12 protein-coding genes are annotated in these 12,898 nt (G+C 63.3%); 5 read left to right on the top strand and 7 right to left on the bottom strand.

Going from position 1 to position 12,898, the window contains the following annotated elements:
* Positions 1 to 210: 210 nt before the first annotated feature.
* The 3 genes from NKJ76_RS20120 (at position 211) to NKJ76_RS20110 (ending at position 1,735) form a co-directional block, all read left to right on the top strand.
* The gene (locus tag NKJ76_RS20120; protein ID WP_023667491.1) at positions 211 to 609 is read left to right on the top strand and encodes an NADH:ubiquinone oxidoreductase subunit NDUFA12; all 399 of its coding nucleotides are present in this window, start codon (positions 211 to 213) and stop codon (positions 607 to 609) included.
* Between the two features lie 115 nt (positions 610 to 724).
* Positions 725 to 1,276: a DUF2155 domain-containing protein gene (locus tag NKJ76_RS20115; protein ID WP_023667490.1), complete on the top strand. Its 552-nt coding sequence runs from the start codon at positions 725 to 727 to the stop codon at positions 1,274 to 1,276.
* A 75-nt stretch (positions 1,277 to 1,351) separates the two neighbouring features.
* The gene (locus tag NKJ76_RS20110; RefSeq protein ID WP_023667489.1) at positions 1,352 to 1,735 is read left to right on the top strand and encodes a hypothetical protein; all 384 of its coding nucleotides are present in this window, start codon (positions 1,352 to 1,354) and stop codon (positions 1,733 to 1,735) included.
* Positions 1,736 to 1,777: 42 nt separating this feature from the next.
* Here NKJ76_RS20110 and aat read toward each other — a convergent pair whose 3' ends face one another.
* From aat to NKJ76_RS20080, 6 genes are all read right to left on the bottom strand, one after another.
* Positions 1,778 to 2,395, bottom strand: coding sequence for a leucyl/phenylalanyl-tRNA--protein transferase (aat, locus tag NKJ76_RS20105; protein ID WP_023681498.1), 618 nt, complete (start codon positions 2,393 to 2,395; stop codon positions 1,778 to 1,780).
* Positions 2,396 to 2,422: 27 nt separating this feature from the next.
* Positions 2,423 to 3,766, bottom strand: coding sequence for an acetyl-CoA carboxylase biotin carboxylase subunit (accC, locus tag NKJ76_RS20100; RefSeq protein ID WP_023681497.1), 1,344 nt, complete (start codon positions 3,764 to 3,766; stop codon positions 2,423 to 2,425).
* 10 nt (positions 3,767 to 3,776) lie between these two features.
* Positions 3,777 to 4,241 carry an acetyl-CoA carboxylase biotin carboxyl carrier protein gene (gene accB, locus NKJ76_RS20095; RefSeq protein WP_023681496.1) on the bottom strand — a complete coding sequence of 155 codons (465 nt, stop codon included), beginning with the start codon at positions 4,239 to 4,241 and terminating at the stop codon, positions 3,777 to 3,779.
* Between the two features lie 26 nt (positions 4,242 to 4,267).
* Positions 4,268 to 4,702 (bottom strand): type II 3-dehydroquinate dehydratase, encoded by a 435-nt coding sequence (gene aroQ, locus NKJ76_RS20090; RefSeq protein WP_352538203.1) that lies wholly within the window; start codon positions 4,700 to 4,702, stop codon positions 4,268 to 4,270.
* A 150-nt stretch (positions 4,703 to 4,852) separates the two neighbouring features.
* Positions 4,853 to 5,656, bottom strand: coding sequence for a DsbA family protein (locus NKJ76_RS20085; RefSeq protein WP_023667484.1), 804 nt, complete (start codon positions 5,654 to 5,656; stop codon positions 4,853 to 4,855).
* A 58-nt stretch (positions 5,657 to 5,714) separates the two neighbouring features.
* On the bottom strand, positions 5,715 to 7,127 hold the full coding sequence (locus NKJ76_RS20080; RefSeq protein WP_023691221.1) for a M48 family metalloprotease: 1,413 nt from the start codon (positions 7,125 to 7,127) through the stop codon (positions 5,715 to 5,717).
* 152 nt (positions 7,128 to 7,279) lie between these two features.
* On the opposite strand from NKJ76_RS20080, the gene NKJ76_RS20075 reads away from it, so the two are divergent.
* The gene (locus tag NKJ76_RS20075; protein WP_352538202.1) at positions 7,280 to 8,452 is read left to right on the top strand and encodes a pyridoxal phosphate-dependent aminotransferase; all 1,173 of its coding nucleotides are present in this window, start codon (positions 7,280 to 7,282) and stop codon (positions 8,450 to 8,452) included.
* Positions 8,439 to 9,368 (top strand): glutaminase, encoded by a 930-nt coding sequence (locus tag NKJ76_RS20070; protein ID WP_352538201.1) that lies wholly within the window; start codon positions 8,439 to 8,441, stop codon positions 9,366 to 9,368. The genes NKJ76_RS20075 and NKJ76_RS20070 overlap by 14 nt, the downstream gene beginning before the upstream one ends.
* A 93-nt stretch (positions 9,369 to 9,461) precedes the next feature.
* Here the strand turns inward: NKJ76_RS20070 and NKJ76_RS20065 are convergent, their stop codons facing one another.
* Positions 9,462 to 12,380 carry an Rne/Rng family ribonuclease gene (locus NKJ76_RS20065; RefSeq protein ID WP_352538200.1) on the bottom strand — a complete coding sequence of 973 codons (2,919 nt, stop codon included), beginning with the start codon at positions 12,378 to 12,380 and terminating at the stop codon, positions 9,462 to 9,464.
* Positions 12,381 to 12,898 lie beyond the last annotated feature (518 nt).

Below are 12,898 nucleotides of genomic sequence, written 5' to 3'. Positions count from 1 at the left end.
TCGGGGTCATGCGGCAGCGCCGGGCGATGAGAGCTTTAGGAAGACGCAGCCGGCTTGGCAAGCGTCGGTTCGCAGGTGCGAAATGGATCGGCCAATGACCGAGCGTTTCGGCATGCCGTCAGTGCCGCAGGCGCCGCAAAACCCTTGCCTTCGCCAAGGCCTGACGCCATAAGCAGGGACAGCCACCGCCGCGCGCCCGCGAGGATCTGAATGAAAACTTTCCTTCTGCAGTTTTTCACCTGGTGGAACCGCCAGACGCTGGGAACCCGTTTTCACACCTGGCGCCACGGCAACAAGGTCGGCCAGGATGGGGCCGGCAACGTCTACTACGAAGGCGGCGTCGATTCGGAAGGCCGCACCCGCCGCTGGGTCATCTACGCCAATTATTCGGAGGCGTCGGCGATCCCCCCGGGCTGGCACGGCTGGATGCATCACCGCGTCGATGTGGCGCCGCCAAGCGATGACTATCGGCCGCGCGAATGGGAAAAGGCGCATGAGCCGAACCTCACGGGAACACCGGCGGCTTATCGCCCAAAGGGTTCCGTGCTCACCAATCAGCACCGTCCGCAGGTGACGGGCGACTACGATGCGTGGACGCCTGGTTCTTGACCGCCGGCCGGTCCTTTGTCGCCACAATTGGCGTTTAGCTGCTTGCTGATATGACAACGGCGAATAGCCTTGGGCGTGACAGAATCACCCGGGCCCAAACCACCGGTATCTCCGCATGAACATTTTCAGCCTGACATCGATGGCCGGACTGGCGGCAATTGGCGCTATCGCCATGTTCCCGACAGCGTTTGCCGCGGCGCAGGCGCCTGCGGCAGCACCCGCAATCTCCGATCGCATCACCAATCCGGTCGCCGAATTTGCCGGCATCGACAAGATCACCGGCCGTATCATCACCTTCGATGTCTACATCGACGAAACCGTGCAGTTCGGCGCTTTGCAGGTGACGCCGCGCATCTGCTATTCGCGGCCGGAGAATGAAGAGCCGAAGACCGATTCCTTCGTCGAAGTCGACGAAATCACGCTCGACCGCAAGATCCGCCGCATCTTCACCGGCTGGATGTTCGCCGAGAGCCCCGGCCTAAACGCCGTCGAGCACGCCGTCTATGACGTCTGGCTAAAGGGCTGCAAGCAGAAGTCGGATGTGCCGCCGCCCGACGCGGCCAATGCCGAGACGCCCAAGGTCGACACGTCCAAGCCAAAGCCCGCCGCTGCTCCGGCCGCCGAACAGCCGGACCCCACGGAGCCTGACGCGACCAACACCAACTGATCCTCCGGAACCGTCATGGCCACCATGCGTTGGGCCATGGACGACCGCGCATTTGCGCGCTTGGAGGATATTCTGATGTCGGACAGCAAACGGATCACGGCCAGCAAAGACGACCTGCTCGAACTCGAAAAGGGGTTCTGGACGGGCGACGAAGCTTACTACGCCGCCAATGTCGACACAGAATGCCTGGTAGCATTTCCTGAGATGGCACAGGCAATGGACAATGCCGATCTGGCCAAGACCGCGACCAAGCCCAACCGCTGGCGCGACCTTCAGATCGACCTCAAGGGTATCATCGAGCCCGGCAGCGACATTATCATGCTGACCTATGAGGCTCATGCGACACGAGAAAACGGCGAGCCCTACGCCGCGTTGGTCAGCACCGGCTATGTTCATCGTGTCAACGGCTGGAAGATGATGTTCCATTCGCAGACGCCGATGGAAACCGCGAAGGGCTGACCCCTTTCACCGGTCGAGCCGGCTCGGCCGCTCGGTCTCCGGTCAGGGATAAAAAACGGCTTCGCCCTTCAGCGCGTCGGCCAACATCTTCTCGTATTTGACGCGCGGCACGTCGACCGCGCCGAAGCGTTTGAGATGCTCGGTGGTGAATTGCGTGTCGAGCAGGGCAAAGCCGCGCGCCTTCAGCCGCTCGACCAGATGATAGAGGCAGGTCTTGGACGCGTCGGTTTCCCGGGCGAACATGCTTTCGCCGAAGAACACGCGACCGAGCGAGACGCCATAGAGGCCGCCGACCAGCCGTTCCTCGCGCCATGCCTCGACCGAATGGCAGTGCCCAAGACGGTGCAGCTCGATATAGGCTTCGCGGATCGGCGCGTTGATCCAGGTCGAGCGGCGCTCCTCGCGCTTTTCGGCGCAGCCGTCGATCGTCGCCTCGAAATCGAAATCGAAGCGGATGTCGAACGGGTGCTTGCGGATCGTCTTCCGCAGGCTCTTCGGCGTGTGGAAGCCGTCGAGCGGGATGATGCCGCGCGTCTCCGGCCGCACCCAGAACACTTCCGGGTCGGAAGCGCTCTCCGCCATCGGGAAGACGCCCGAGGCATAGGCCTTGAGCAAGAGGTCGGTCGGAATGCGATAGCCGGGTGCGTAAGGGCGGGTCATCGCGGCATCATAGCGGCAATTCGGGCGCTATTCCTCTTTGGCCAGATACTTTTCCAGCCAGTGGATGTCGTAGTCGCCATTGGCGATATCGGCATTGCCGACCAGGTCGCGAAACAGCGGCAGCGTCGTTTTGATGCCGTCAACGACGAATTCGTCGAGCGCCCGGCGCAGCCGCATCATGCATTCGACGCGGTTGCGGCCGTGCACGATCAGCTTGCCGATCAGGCTGTCATAATAGGGCGGGATCTTGTAGCCGGAATAGACACCGGAATCGACGCGGATGCCGAGACCGCCAGGCGTGTGGAAATGCGTAATCGTGCCGGGCGAAGGCGTGAAGGTGCGCGGGTCCTCGGCATTGATGCGGCATTCTATGGCGTGGCCGTTGAACTTGATGTCCTCCTGGCGCACCGAAAGCCCGCCGCCGGAGGCAACGCGGATCTGTTCGTGGACGAGATCGATGCCGGTGATCGCCTCCGTCACCGGATGCTCGACCTGCAACCGCGTGTTCATCTCGATGAAGTAGAACTCGCCATTCTCGTACAGGAATTCGATGGTGCCTGCGCCGGAGTAGCCGAGGTCGGCGATGGCCTTGGCACAGATATTGCCGATGCGGGCGCGCTCCTCGGCGTTGAGGGCCGGCGAGGGCGCCTCTTCCCAGACTTTCTGGTGGCGGCGTTGCAGCGAACAGTCGCGCTCGCCGAAATGCACGCCGCGGCCGGCGCCGTCGCCGAATACCTGCACCTCGATGTGGCGCGGCTTTTCCAAGTATTTCTCGATGTAGACGGCATCGTCGCCGAAGGCGGCTCCCGCTTCCGTGCTCGCTGTCTGCAAGGCGATCTCAAGGTCAGCCTCGGTAAGGGCGACCTTCATACCGCGCCCGCCACCGCCTGCCGATGCCTTGATGATCACGGGATAGCCGATCTCGGCGGCAATGCGCCTGGCTTCCTTTTGATCGGTGACGGCGCCGTCGGAGCCCGGCACAACCGGAATGCCGAGCCGCTTTGCCGTGCGCTTGGCCTCGATCTTGTCGCCCATGATGCGGATATGGTCGCCCGACGGACCGATGAAGGTGATGTTGTGGGCGGCGAGGATATCGGCGAACTTGGCGTTCTCCGACAGGAAACCGTAGCCCGGGTGCACGGCGTCGGCGCCGGTGATCTCGCAGGCGGCGACGATCTGGTGGATGTTGAGATAGCTGTCGCGCGACGGCGGCGGACCGATGCACACGCTTTCGTCGGCGAGCCTGACATGCATGGCGTCAGCGTCGGCGGTCGAATGCACGACCACGGTCTGGATGCCGAGTTCCTTGCAGGCGCGCAGCACCCGAAGCGCGATTTCGCCGCGGTTGGCGATGAGGATCTTCTGGAACATCCGGCCCGCTCTACTCGATCACGACGAGCGGCATGCCGTACTCGACCGGCTGGCCGTCCTCGAACAGGATCGCCGTCACCGTGCCGGCGCGCGGCGAAGGGATCTGGTTCATCGTCTTCATCGCTTCGATGATCAGCAGCGTCTGGCCTTCCTTGACCTTCTGGCCGACTTCGATGAAGGCCTTGGCGTCGGGCGAGGGCGCGAGATAGGCGGTGCCGACCATCGGCGAGGGGACCGCGTTCTTGGACGGGTCGGCCACTGCTGGTGCGGCAGCCGCGCCCGCCGCGGGCTGCTGCGCTGCCGGAGCATAACCGGCCTGCGGGGCGGCGATGGCGTGGACGGCCGGCGCCTGGCGCGACACGCGCACCTTCAGGTCGCCGAGCTCGACTTCGATCTCGGTGAGATTGGTGTCGTTCAGTATGCCCGCCAGATCGCGGATCAGTTGCTGGTCAACACCGGTCTTCTTTATCGACATTTTCGAGCCTTCTGTTTGTGGGCCGGTCATAGGCGTGCCGCCAGCGCCTGCAGCGCCAGCGAGTAGCCAAGCGGCCCGAACCCGCAGATCATGCCGACAGCGACCGGCGCGACCATGGAGACGTGGCGGAATGGTTCCCGCGCGTGGATGTTGGAGAGGTGAACTTCGGCGACGGGCAGCGGCGCGACAGCGCGGATGGCGTCGTGAATGGCAATCGAGGTGTGGCTGTAGGCACCCGGATTGATGACGATGCCGGCTGCCTTGTCGCCGGCTTCCTGGATCCAGTCGACGAGGTCGCCCTCGTGGTTGGACTGGCGAAAATCGATCTCGAGGCCAAGCGCGGCGCCCGCCTGCTTGCAGTCGTTGGCGATCGCGGCAAGCGTCTTGCCGCCATAGATGCCGGGCTCGCGCTTGCCGAGCGCGTTCAGGTTGGGGCCGTTCAGGACGAAAATCGTTTTCAAAAATGCCGACCTTTTCCCACGCCGGCCTCAAGCCGGCGCGCAGGGCCTTCTATAATGGGCATAGCCGCCCGCGGAAAGAGCACAAGTGCGATCTTTCACCGTCCACAACAGGCGGAAATGTGCCCGTGAGAAATAGGCTCGCGTGCAAGATCAGAGTGCGGCTTTCGCCGCCTCGATCTTTTCAGCCAGCACTTCCTGGCCGAGCGCCCCGAACACCACTTCATTGCCGACCACGTAGGACGGCGTTCCGGTGATGGCCAGCTTGTTGGCGAGGTCGAAGGTCTTTGAGAAGGCCTCGGTGATGGTCGGGTCCTTCATCTTCTCGCGCAATTTCGCCTCATCGGCGCCTAGCGACAGCGCAACCTTGATGGCCGCCGCCTCGGTGGCGCGGCCCTGGCCGCCGAGCAGGGCGTTGTGGAACTCGCCGTATTTCTCCGGATGCATCAGGTGGAAAGCCATCGAGACGACGCTGGCCTTTTGCGAATCCGGCCCGAGGATCGGGAATTCCTTGAGCACGAAGCGCAGCTCCGGATCGGCCTTTGTCAGAGCCTGCATGTCGTCGATGGCGCGTTTGCAGAAGCCGCAATTGTAGTCGTAGAATTCGACGATGGTGACCTTGCCCTTCGGATTGCCGACGACGCCGTCGAAGGTCGAGTTGAAAATCTCGGACTTGGCCTTCTCGATGACGCCGAGGCTGGCTATGCGCTGCTCTTCCTTCTGCTTGGCCTCGAGCGCCTCCTGCACTTCGAGCAGCACTTCGGGGTTCTTCAGGAGATAGTCGCGGATAATGCCCTCGACCTCGGTGCGATCGATCTTGGTGTCGGCAGAGGCGGTCTGCACGGTCTGCGCCGTGCCGGCCTTGGCCACTTGCGGACTGCCGGCGACGAACCCGAAAGCCAGCATGGCAAGAGCAGCCGCCACTCCCGTCGTGCCGAGCAATATTGCCTTGTTCATCGTCTCATCCTCTTTACCGGTTCCGGTCTATCCTAGTCGCCGCGGGCGACCGGAAGGTTCATTTCTTGAGTTTGCCTGAAGGGTTGTAGTTTATGATGTCCTGCGCCCGAATCCAGCCGGGCTCGCCGCGCTTCAAGTCTTTTTGCGCGCGCATGGCGAAAATTTTCGCATTCGTGTAATCGCCGGAATAAAAGTGGCCCTCGGCGGTGGCGAGTTCCGCCGCCGGAATGTTGCCAAGCTCGCCATAGGCCTGGGCGAGATAGCGGTATCCGACCGTGTTTTCCTTGTCGCGCCCGAGACCGTTGTTGATCTGCACCACCGCCTTCTTCAGCGAGTCGGGCGTGCCGATGGCCATCAGCGCCTGGCCGAGGGAAACGGGCAACAGGCCCGACCTCACCGGATCGAGGCTGACCGCCTTGGCATAGGCGTCCGCGGCGTCCTTGGGCTTGTTGGCCTTCATCAGTATGTCGCCGCGCATTTCCTGGAAGTAGGGGTTCTTCGGCTGTTCCTTGATCAATGCATTGGCCTTGGTCAGTGCTGCACCCAGATTGCCGTAGAGATAGGCCATCTGCGCTTCGCCATAGCGCGAGGCGAGGCTGCCTGGGGCCTTGCGGATCAGCCGCGTGGCGGCGGCCTGGCCGCCCATATAGGCGGCGATCTTGATGCGCATCATGTCGTGCCGCTGCTGCAGTGCCGGGGGATCGACCTTGTCGACGTTAGGGCTCTGCTTGACCAGCACTTCGAGATTGGCGATGCGCTCCTGCGGCATCGGGTGGCTGATGCGGTAGGGATCGACCTGCGTGCCGGAAAGCGACAGCGCGCTCTGGAAGCGGGCGAAGGTCTTCAGCATGCCCATGCCGGACTGGCCGGTGGCATTGAGATAGGTGATGGCAGAGCGGTCGGCGGTCGACTCTTCGGTGCGCTGGTAGGCAAGAATGCTGCGCTGCGCCATCTCGCCGCCGCCCGCAGCCACGCCCATGCCGGCGCCGGCAAGGCCGCGGCTGTTGGTGGTGGCGCCGGCAACGATGGCGCCGGCGCCAAGCAGCGTGGCGATGATGGCCATGGTCTTGGCGCGCTCGAGCTGGTCGCGCAATTTCTGCTGATGGCCGCCGGCGATGTGGCCGGCCTCGTGGGCGATGACGCCGATGATCTCGTTGGGCGTTTCGGCCTGCATCAGCGCGCCGGTGTTGATGAACAGCCGGCGCCCGGTAACGAAGGCGTTGAAGCTCTGATCGTTGACCAGAACGATATCGACACCGTCATTGGCAAGACCGGCCGCCTTGAAGATCGGCCGCGCATAGTCGCGCACCAGCGCCTCGATCTCGGCATCGCGCACGACCGGCACCGCCTGCGCGAAGGCCGTCACCGAGCCGGTGACAGCGACGGCGGCGGCAAGCAAAAGCGTCGCGAAGCCGCGCGCTGTCTTCCCGATGGAAGATTTGGACATCGTCGATTTGGGTCGGCTCAGCATGAGGTCCACTGGTAAACGAGCGGGCGAACGATGAAAAGTCACGGCACCGAAACTAGGCGAACTTGTGATCCTCACATCAATCGGGCATTTGTGCGGCGCTGCCGCCGGTTGATGGCTTTGAGCGGCGGGCCGGACGGAGAGATTGAGGTCAAATGGTAGTTTCGCTGTCGCGCCGCGGTGAAGTCGAGCCGTTTCACGCCATGGACATTCTGGCCGAAGCCAACCGGCTGAAGGCGACGGGCGTGCCTGTCGTCTCCATGGCCGTCGGCCAGCCATCCGATCCGGCGCCCGTGGGCGTGAGGGAAGCAGCCGCAAATGCGCTGAGGATCGGACGCATCGGCTATACCGACACGCTCGGTCTGGCGGATCTGCGCAAGGCGATCGCCACGCATTATGGCGACCATTACGGGATCGATGTCGCGCCGAACCGGATCGCCGTGACCACGGGATCGTCGGCCGCCTTCAATCTGGCCTTCCTGGCGATGTTCGATCCCGGCGACCGCGTCGCCATCGCAGCACCCGGCTATCCGGCCTACCGCAACATTATGGCGGCGCTCGGCATCGAGATCGTCGAGATCGAGCTCGGGAGCGACGCCTATCTTCATGCCGAGCATTTGAAGGCGGCGCATCGCGAAAAACCGCTGAAGGGCGTGTTGTTCGCCAGCCCGGCCAATCCGACAGGTGCGGTCATTCCCGTCGACGACTTGTCGGCACTGGTGAGGACAGCCGAAGAACTCGGCATCGCGGTGATATCGGACGAAATCTATCACCGGCTGGCCTATGCCGCGCCCGATACCACGGCGCTGGCCTATGGCTCAGGCGTGACGGTGATCAATTCCTTCTCGAAATATTATTGCATGACCGGCTGGCGCGTTGGCTGGATGGTGCTGCCGGAAGCTCTGGTGAGGCCAATCGAGCGCATCGCCCAGAGCCTCTACATCTCGCCGCCGGAACTGTCGCAGATCGCGGCGATCGAAGCCTTCAAGGCGACGCAAGAGCTGGAAGCGGTAAAGGCGCGCTACGCCTGGAACCGCGAGCTGTTGATGCGGCGCCTGCCGGAACTCGGATTTCCCTTGGCGGCGCCGATGGACGGCGCCTTCTACGCTTTCTGCGATGTTACCCGGCATACCAATGACAGCATGGCCTTTGCGCGCAAGATGCTGGCCGAGGCGCATGTGGCGGCGACGCCCGGCCGCGATTTCGATCCACTTCAGGGCCACCGCACGATGCGCTTTTCCTATGCCGGCAGCCATGACGACATGGTCGAGGCGATGGCGCGCATCGAGCGCTGGCTGAAAAGCGGGGACGAGCATGCCGGATCTTGAACAAGCGCTGGCCGACGTCGCCGCCGAGATGGCCGAGCGCTCCGATCGCGGCGAGGTCGCCACCTACATTCCGCAGCTCGGCAAGGTCGATCCGAACAAATTCGGCATTGCCGCCGTGACCAATGACGGCCGCGTGCTGGTCGCCGGCGACGCCGACCAGGCGTTTTCGATCCAGTCCATCTCCAAGGTGTTTACGCTTACGTTGGCGCTCGGCAATGTCGGCGACGCGCTGTGGCAGCGTGTCGGACGCGAGCCGTCGGGCAATCCGTTCAACTCGATCGTGCAGCTCGAGCATGAGAACGGCATTCCGCGCAATCCGTTCATCAATGCCGGCGCCATCGTCGTCTCCGACATACTGCTTGCCGGCCACCAGCCGCGCGAGGCGATCGGCGAAATCCTGCGCTTCATCCAGTTCCTTGCCGATGACGAAACCATCATCATCGACCGCGAGGTCGCGGCTTCCGAACGCGCCACCGGCTATCGCAACTTCGCGCTTGCCAACTACATGAAATCCTTCGGCAATCTCAACCATGCACCGGAGCTGGCGCTGGGCGTGTACTTCCACCATTGCGCCATCGCCATGAGCTGCCGGCAATTGGCGCTGGCCGGCCGCTTCCTCGCCAATGGCGGCAGAAACCCGGCAACCGGGCACTCCGTGGTGTCTGCCGAGCGGGCGCGGCGCATCGGCGCCATGATGCTGACCTGCGGCCACTATGACGGTTCCGGCGATTTCGCCTTCCGTGTCGGCATTCCCGGCAAAAGCGGCGTCGGCGGTGGCATATTGGGGATCGTGCCGGGTGTTGCTTCGCTCGCCGTATGGTCGCCGGGCTTGAACGCCAACGGCAATTCCAAGCTGGGGTCGATCGCCTTGGAAAAACTGGCCAGGATGATGAACTGGTCGATTTTCGCCCCCTGACGCCTTCCGTCATTCGCGTATGCAAAAATCCCGCGCCGTGGTTTGAACGGCGCGGGATTTTTGTCAGGAACCTATCTTAATCGGCTGAATAGCTTAGAAAAAGCCCTTCCGCTGCCACCAGCCGGCGCGCTTCGGCTTTTCCTCGGCCTTTGCCTCGTCGGCAACGCTGGAGGAAACCACCGGCACCGCGGAGGTATCCGCGGCCACGGCTTTGCGCCGTGACGGGCGAGCCTTGGCGGGCTCGTCGTCGACGGTCGTTTCCGTGGCGGCATCGGCCGCAGCGGGGGCGGCTGCTTCGACGGCAGCTTCCGGTGCAGCCTCGGCCGCCGTCTCATCGGCGACTTCCACCACAGCCTTCTTTGCCCTTGAAGCGCGCTTCTTCTTCGGCTTTTCGGCTGGAGCGTCGTCGTTCGCCGCGGCGGGAGCCGCTGCTTCTTCAACCGCTACGGCTGCTACGGGCTCGCTTGCGGCCGTTCCGACTTCAGCGGCCTCGGCCACCGAGGCGGTTTCGCCGGCTTCGGTCTCCGTGCCGTCTTCGCGACGATTGCGCTTGCCGCCGCGCTTGCCGCGACGGCGCTTCTTGCTCTGGGCGTCATCTGATGCTTCCACCGGTTCGACGGCGCCAACCTGGGCTTCGTCTTGCTGTGTTGCATCGTCATCGCCTGGTTCAGCGGCAAAGTCGTCGCTTGCCGCAGATACCGAAGCACCTTCGGCGCCATGCTCGCGATCGCCATGTTCGCGTTCGCGATCCTTGCCGCCGCGCCGCCTGCGACGCTTGCGACGCTTGCGGTCGCGGCCTTCGCCGTCCTCAGCCGATCTCGGCTGCTGCTGCTGCGACTGCGGCTGCGCCTGGCGCGGCTGCTCGGCCTGTACCACAACCTCGTCGTCTTCCTCCTCGATGACGATCTCGTCCTCGGGCTCTTCCGGCTCGACATAGGCCGGGAAGGTTCGCGCTTCGACAAAGCCTTCCGGCTTTTCGGCAATGGCGCCGCGGAAGATCGCGTAGTGCTGCACACCGACCGTATCATCGGCCTCGACGGTGATGGTCAGGCCAAAGCGGCTTTCGAGTTCCACCAGCGTGCCGCGCTTGTGGTTGAGCACATAGAGAGCGGTCGCCGCCGGGGTCCGCACCGTGATGTGGCTGCGCGAATCCTTGAGCAGGAATTCCTCGATCGCCCGCACCACCATCAGCGCCACCGACGAATCGGAGCGCACATGGCCAGTGCCGCCGCAATGAGGGCACGGCTTCATGGTTGATTCCAGCACGCTGGCGCGGATGCGCTGGCGCGACATCTCCATCAGACCGAAATGCGAGATGCGGCCGACCTGGATGCGGGCTCGGTCGTTCTTGAGGTGATCCTTCAGCCGCTTCTCGACGGAGCGGTTGTTGCGGTTCTCCTCCATGTCGATGAAGTCGATGACGATCAGGCCGGCGAGATCGCGCAGCCTCAATTGCCTGGCGACTTCTTCCGCCGCTTCAAGGTTGGTGTGGAGAGCGGTGTCCTCGATCGAGTGCTCCTTGGTGGAGCGGCCCGAATTGACGTCGATGGCGACCAGCGCTTCGGTCTGGTTGATGATGATGTAGCCGCCGCTCTTCAGCGTCACCTGCGGCTGCAGCATGCGGTCGAGCTGCGCCTCGATGCCGTTGCGCACGAAGATCGGCGTCGTGTCGCGGAAGGGCTGAACCACCTTGGCGTGGCTCGGCATCAGCATCCGCATGAAGTCCTTGGCCTCGCGATAGCCTTCCTCGCCGGAGACAAGAATCTCGTCGATATCCTTGTTGTAGAGGTCGCGCACCGAGCGCTTGATCAGGCTGCCTTCCTCATAGACGAGGGCAGGGGCGGTGGATTGCAGCGTCAGATTGCGGACGTTTTCCCAAAGCCGCATCAGATATTCGTAGTCGCGCTTGATTTCCGCCTTGGTGCGACTTTCGCCGGCGGTGCGCAGGATGACGCCCATGCCCTGCGGCACTTCGAGATCGGCAACGACCTCCTTGAGGCGCTTGCGGTCGACCGCACTGGTGATCTTGCGCGAAATGCCGCCGCCGCGTGCGGTGTTGGGCATCAGCACCGAATAGCGGCCGGCAAGCGACAGATAGGTGGTGAGCGCCGCGCCCTTGTTGCCGCGCTCCTCCTTGACCACCTGCACCAGTAGAATCTGCCGGCGCTTGATGACTTCCTGAATCTTGTACTGGCGGCGCACCGGCTTGCGGCGGCTGCGCACCTCTTCCAGCGCATCCTCGGCGCCTACGGATTCGATCTCGTGGTCGTCCGGATGCGAGGACTGCACCTCTTCCAGCATGCCGCGATCATTGTCCCCGGAAGTGGCTTCGCCGCTTGCCTCGCTGGACGACCTTTCGTCACCCGGTTCCGCCGCAGGGGCAGCTTCGGAGATCACATCCGCTTCGACGCTTGCCGCGATCGATGTCGGGCCGCCTTCGGACGGTTCGCTCCCGGATGTCTCGGCGTCGGAGGCTTCGCTGTCGCCATGCCCGGCATGATCGTCATGCCCGGCGGTATCGGCCGCGGCATGCTCGGAAGCAGGCTCTTCGGAGACGGCATCGCTGCCGGCATCGCCATGTTCGCCGTTTTCATCATCGGCGCCGGCGTCGCGCTTGTGTTCGCCGCGCTCACGACCCTTGCCGCCGCGCCGGCGGCCGCGCCGGCCGCGATCGCGGCTCTGGCGGTCGTCGCCGTCATTGTCCTCGTTCTCCTCGTCCTCGGCTTCCTGCGCTTCAGCGCGCAGCAAAGCCTGACGATCGGCGACCGGGATCTGGTAGTAGTCGGGGTGAATTTCACTGAAGGCGAGGAAACCGTGACGGTTGCCGCCATATTCGACAAAGGCTGCCTGAAGGGAAGGTTCGACACGCGTTACGCGGGCGAGATAGATGTTTCCTTTGAGCTGCTTCTTGTCCTGAGATTCAAAGTCGAATTCTTCAATACGGTTACCGCGGATAACGACAACGCGTGTTTCCTCCGGGTGGGAGGCGTCTATCAGCATTTTGTTGGGCATTATTTCGTTTCCTCCCGGCAGCCGTCAGCCGCAGCTTGCGAGGCAAAGCCCGCTGCTGCGTGTCTGGGATGTGGGTGCCGGATGTCTGAATGTCCGCCGGACGCCGCTTGAGCGCCATGGCGGTGCCGCCCGCAGCCACAATGGCGCGGTTTGATGCGGACCTTTCCATGATTGCGCTTGAAGCCATCGTCACCAGCAGAACCTTTTGAACCAAAGCCCGGACGAACCGGACCAGCTTGTTTGCTCATACAGAGCCGGCACGGGAACAAACCCGGCCGTTTTCCTCACGCAGGCGATTCCCCCGCCACGGGCGCACACCTGCGAAATTCGTCGCGATCACCTGAAGCCTTTTCGCTGGAGCGAAAGGAGCCGCCTTTCATCTGACCTGTAGCAGGAAGCTGCGGGAGAAGCGGTTCCAGGATTGCAGTGATCCACCATCGCTTTTATGATTTGACGGGGTGGAAGGCAACCCCGATTTCGGATGCCGGCAAAAAGCAGTGCCGTAACGGAAGCACAGG

Source organism: Mesorhizobium sp. M0029 (assembly GCF_040323735.1).
GTDB lineage: Bacteria > Pseudomonadota > Alphaproteobacteria > Rhizobiales > Rhizobiaceae > Mesorhizobium.
This window is presented reverse-complemented; position numbering and strand designations above follow the sequence as displayed.

Bases quoted from the DNA above. Each gene is read 5' to 3' on its own strand.
- NKJ76_RS20120 (WP_023667491.1), top strand. From the start codon at position 211: ATGAAAACTTTCCTTCTGCAGTTTTTCACCTGGTGGAACCGCCAGACG.
- NKJ76_RS20115 (WP_023667490.1), top strand. From the start codon at position 725: ATGAACATTTTCAGCCTGACATCGATGGCCGGACTGGCGGCAATTGGC.
- NKJ76_RS20110 (WP_023667489.1), top strand. From the start codon at position 1,352: ATGTCGGACAGCAAACGGATCACGGCCAGCAAAGACGACCTGCTCGAA.
- aat (WP_023681498.1), bottom strand. From the start codon at position 2,395: ATGACCCGCCCTTACGCACCCGGCTATCGCATTCCGACCGACCTCTTG.
- accC (WP_023681497.1), bottom strand. From the start codon at position 3,766: ATGTTCCAGAAGATCCTCATCGCCAACCGCGGCGAAATCGCGCTTCGG.
- accB (WP_023681496.1), bottom strand. From the start codon at position 4,241: ATGTCGATAAAGAAGACCGGTGTTGACCAGCAACTGATCCGCGATCTG.
- NKJ76_RS20085 (WP_023667484.1), bottom strand. From the start codon at position 5,656: ATGAACAAGGCAATATTGCTCGGCACGACGGGAGTGGCGGCTGCTCTT.
- NKJ76_RS20080 (WP_023691221.1), bottom strand. From the start codon at position 7,127: ATGCTGAGCCGACCCAAATCGACGATGTCCAAATCTTCCATCGGGAAG.
- NKJ76_RS20075 (WP_352538202.1), top strand. From the start codon at position 7,280: ATGGTAGTTTCGCTGTCGCGCCGCGGTGAAGTCGAGCCGTTTCACGCC.
- NKJ76_RS20070 (WP_352538201.1), top strand. From the start codon at position 8,439: ATGCCGGATCTTGAACAAGCGCTGGCCGACGTCGCCGCCGAGATGGCC.
- NKJ76_RS20065 (WP_352538200.1), bottom strand. From the start codon at position 12,380: ATGCCCAACAAAATGCTGATAGACGCCTCCCACCCGGAGGAAACACGC.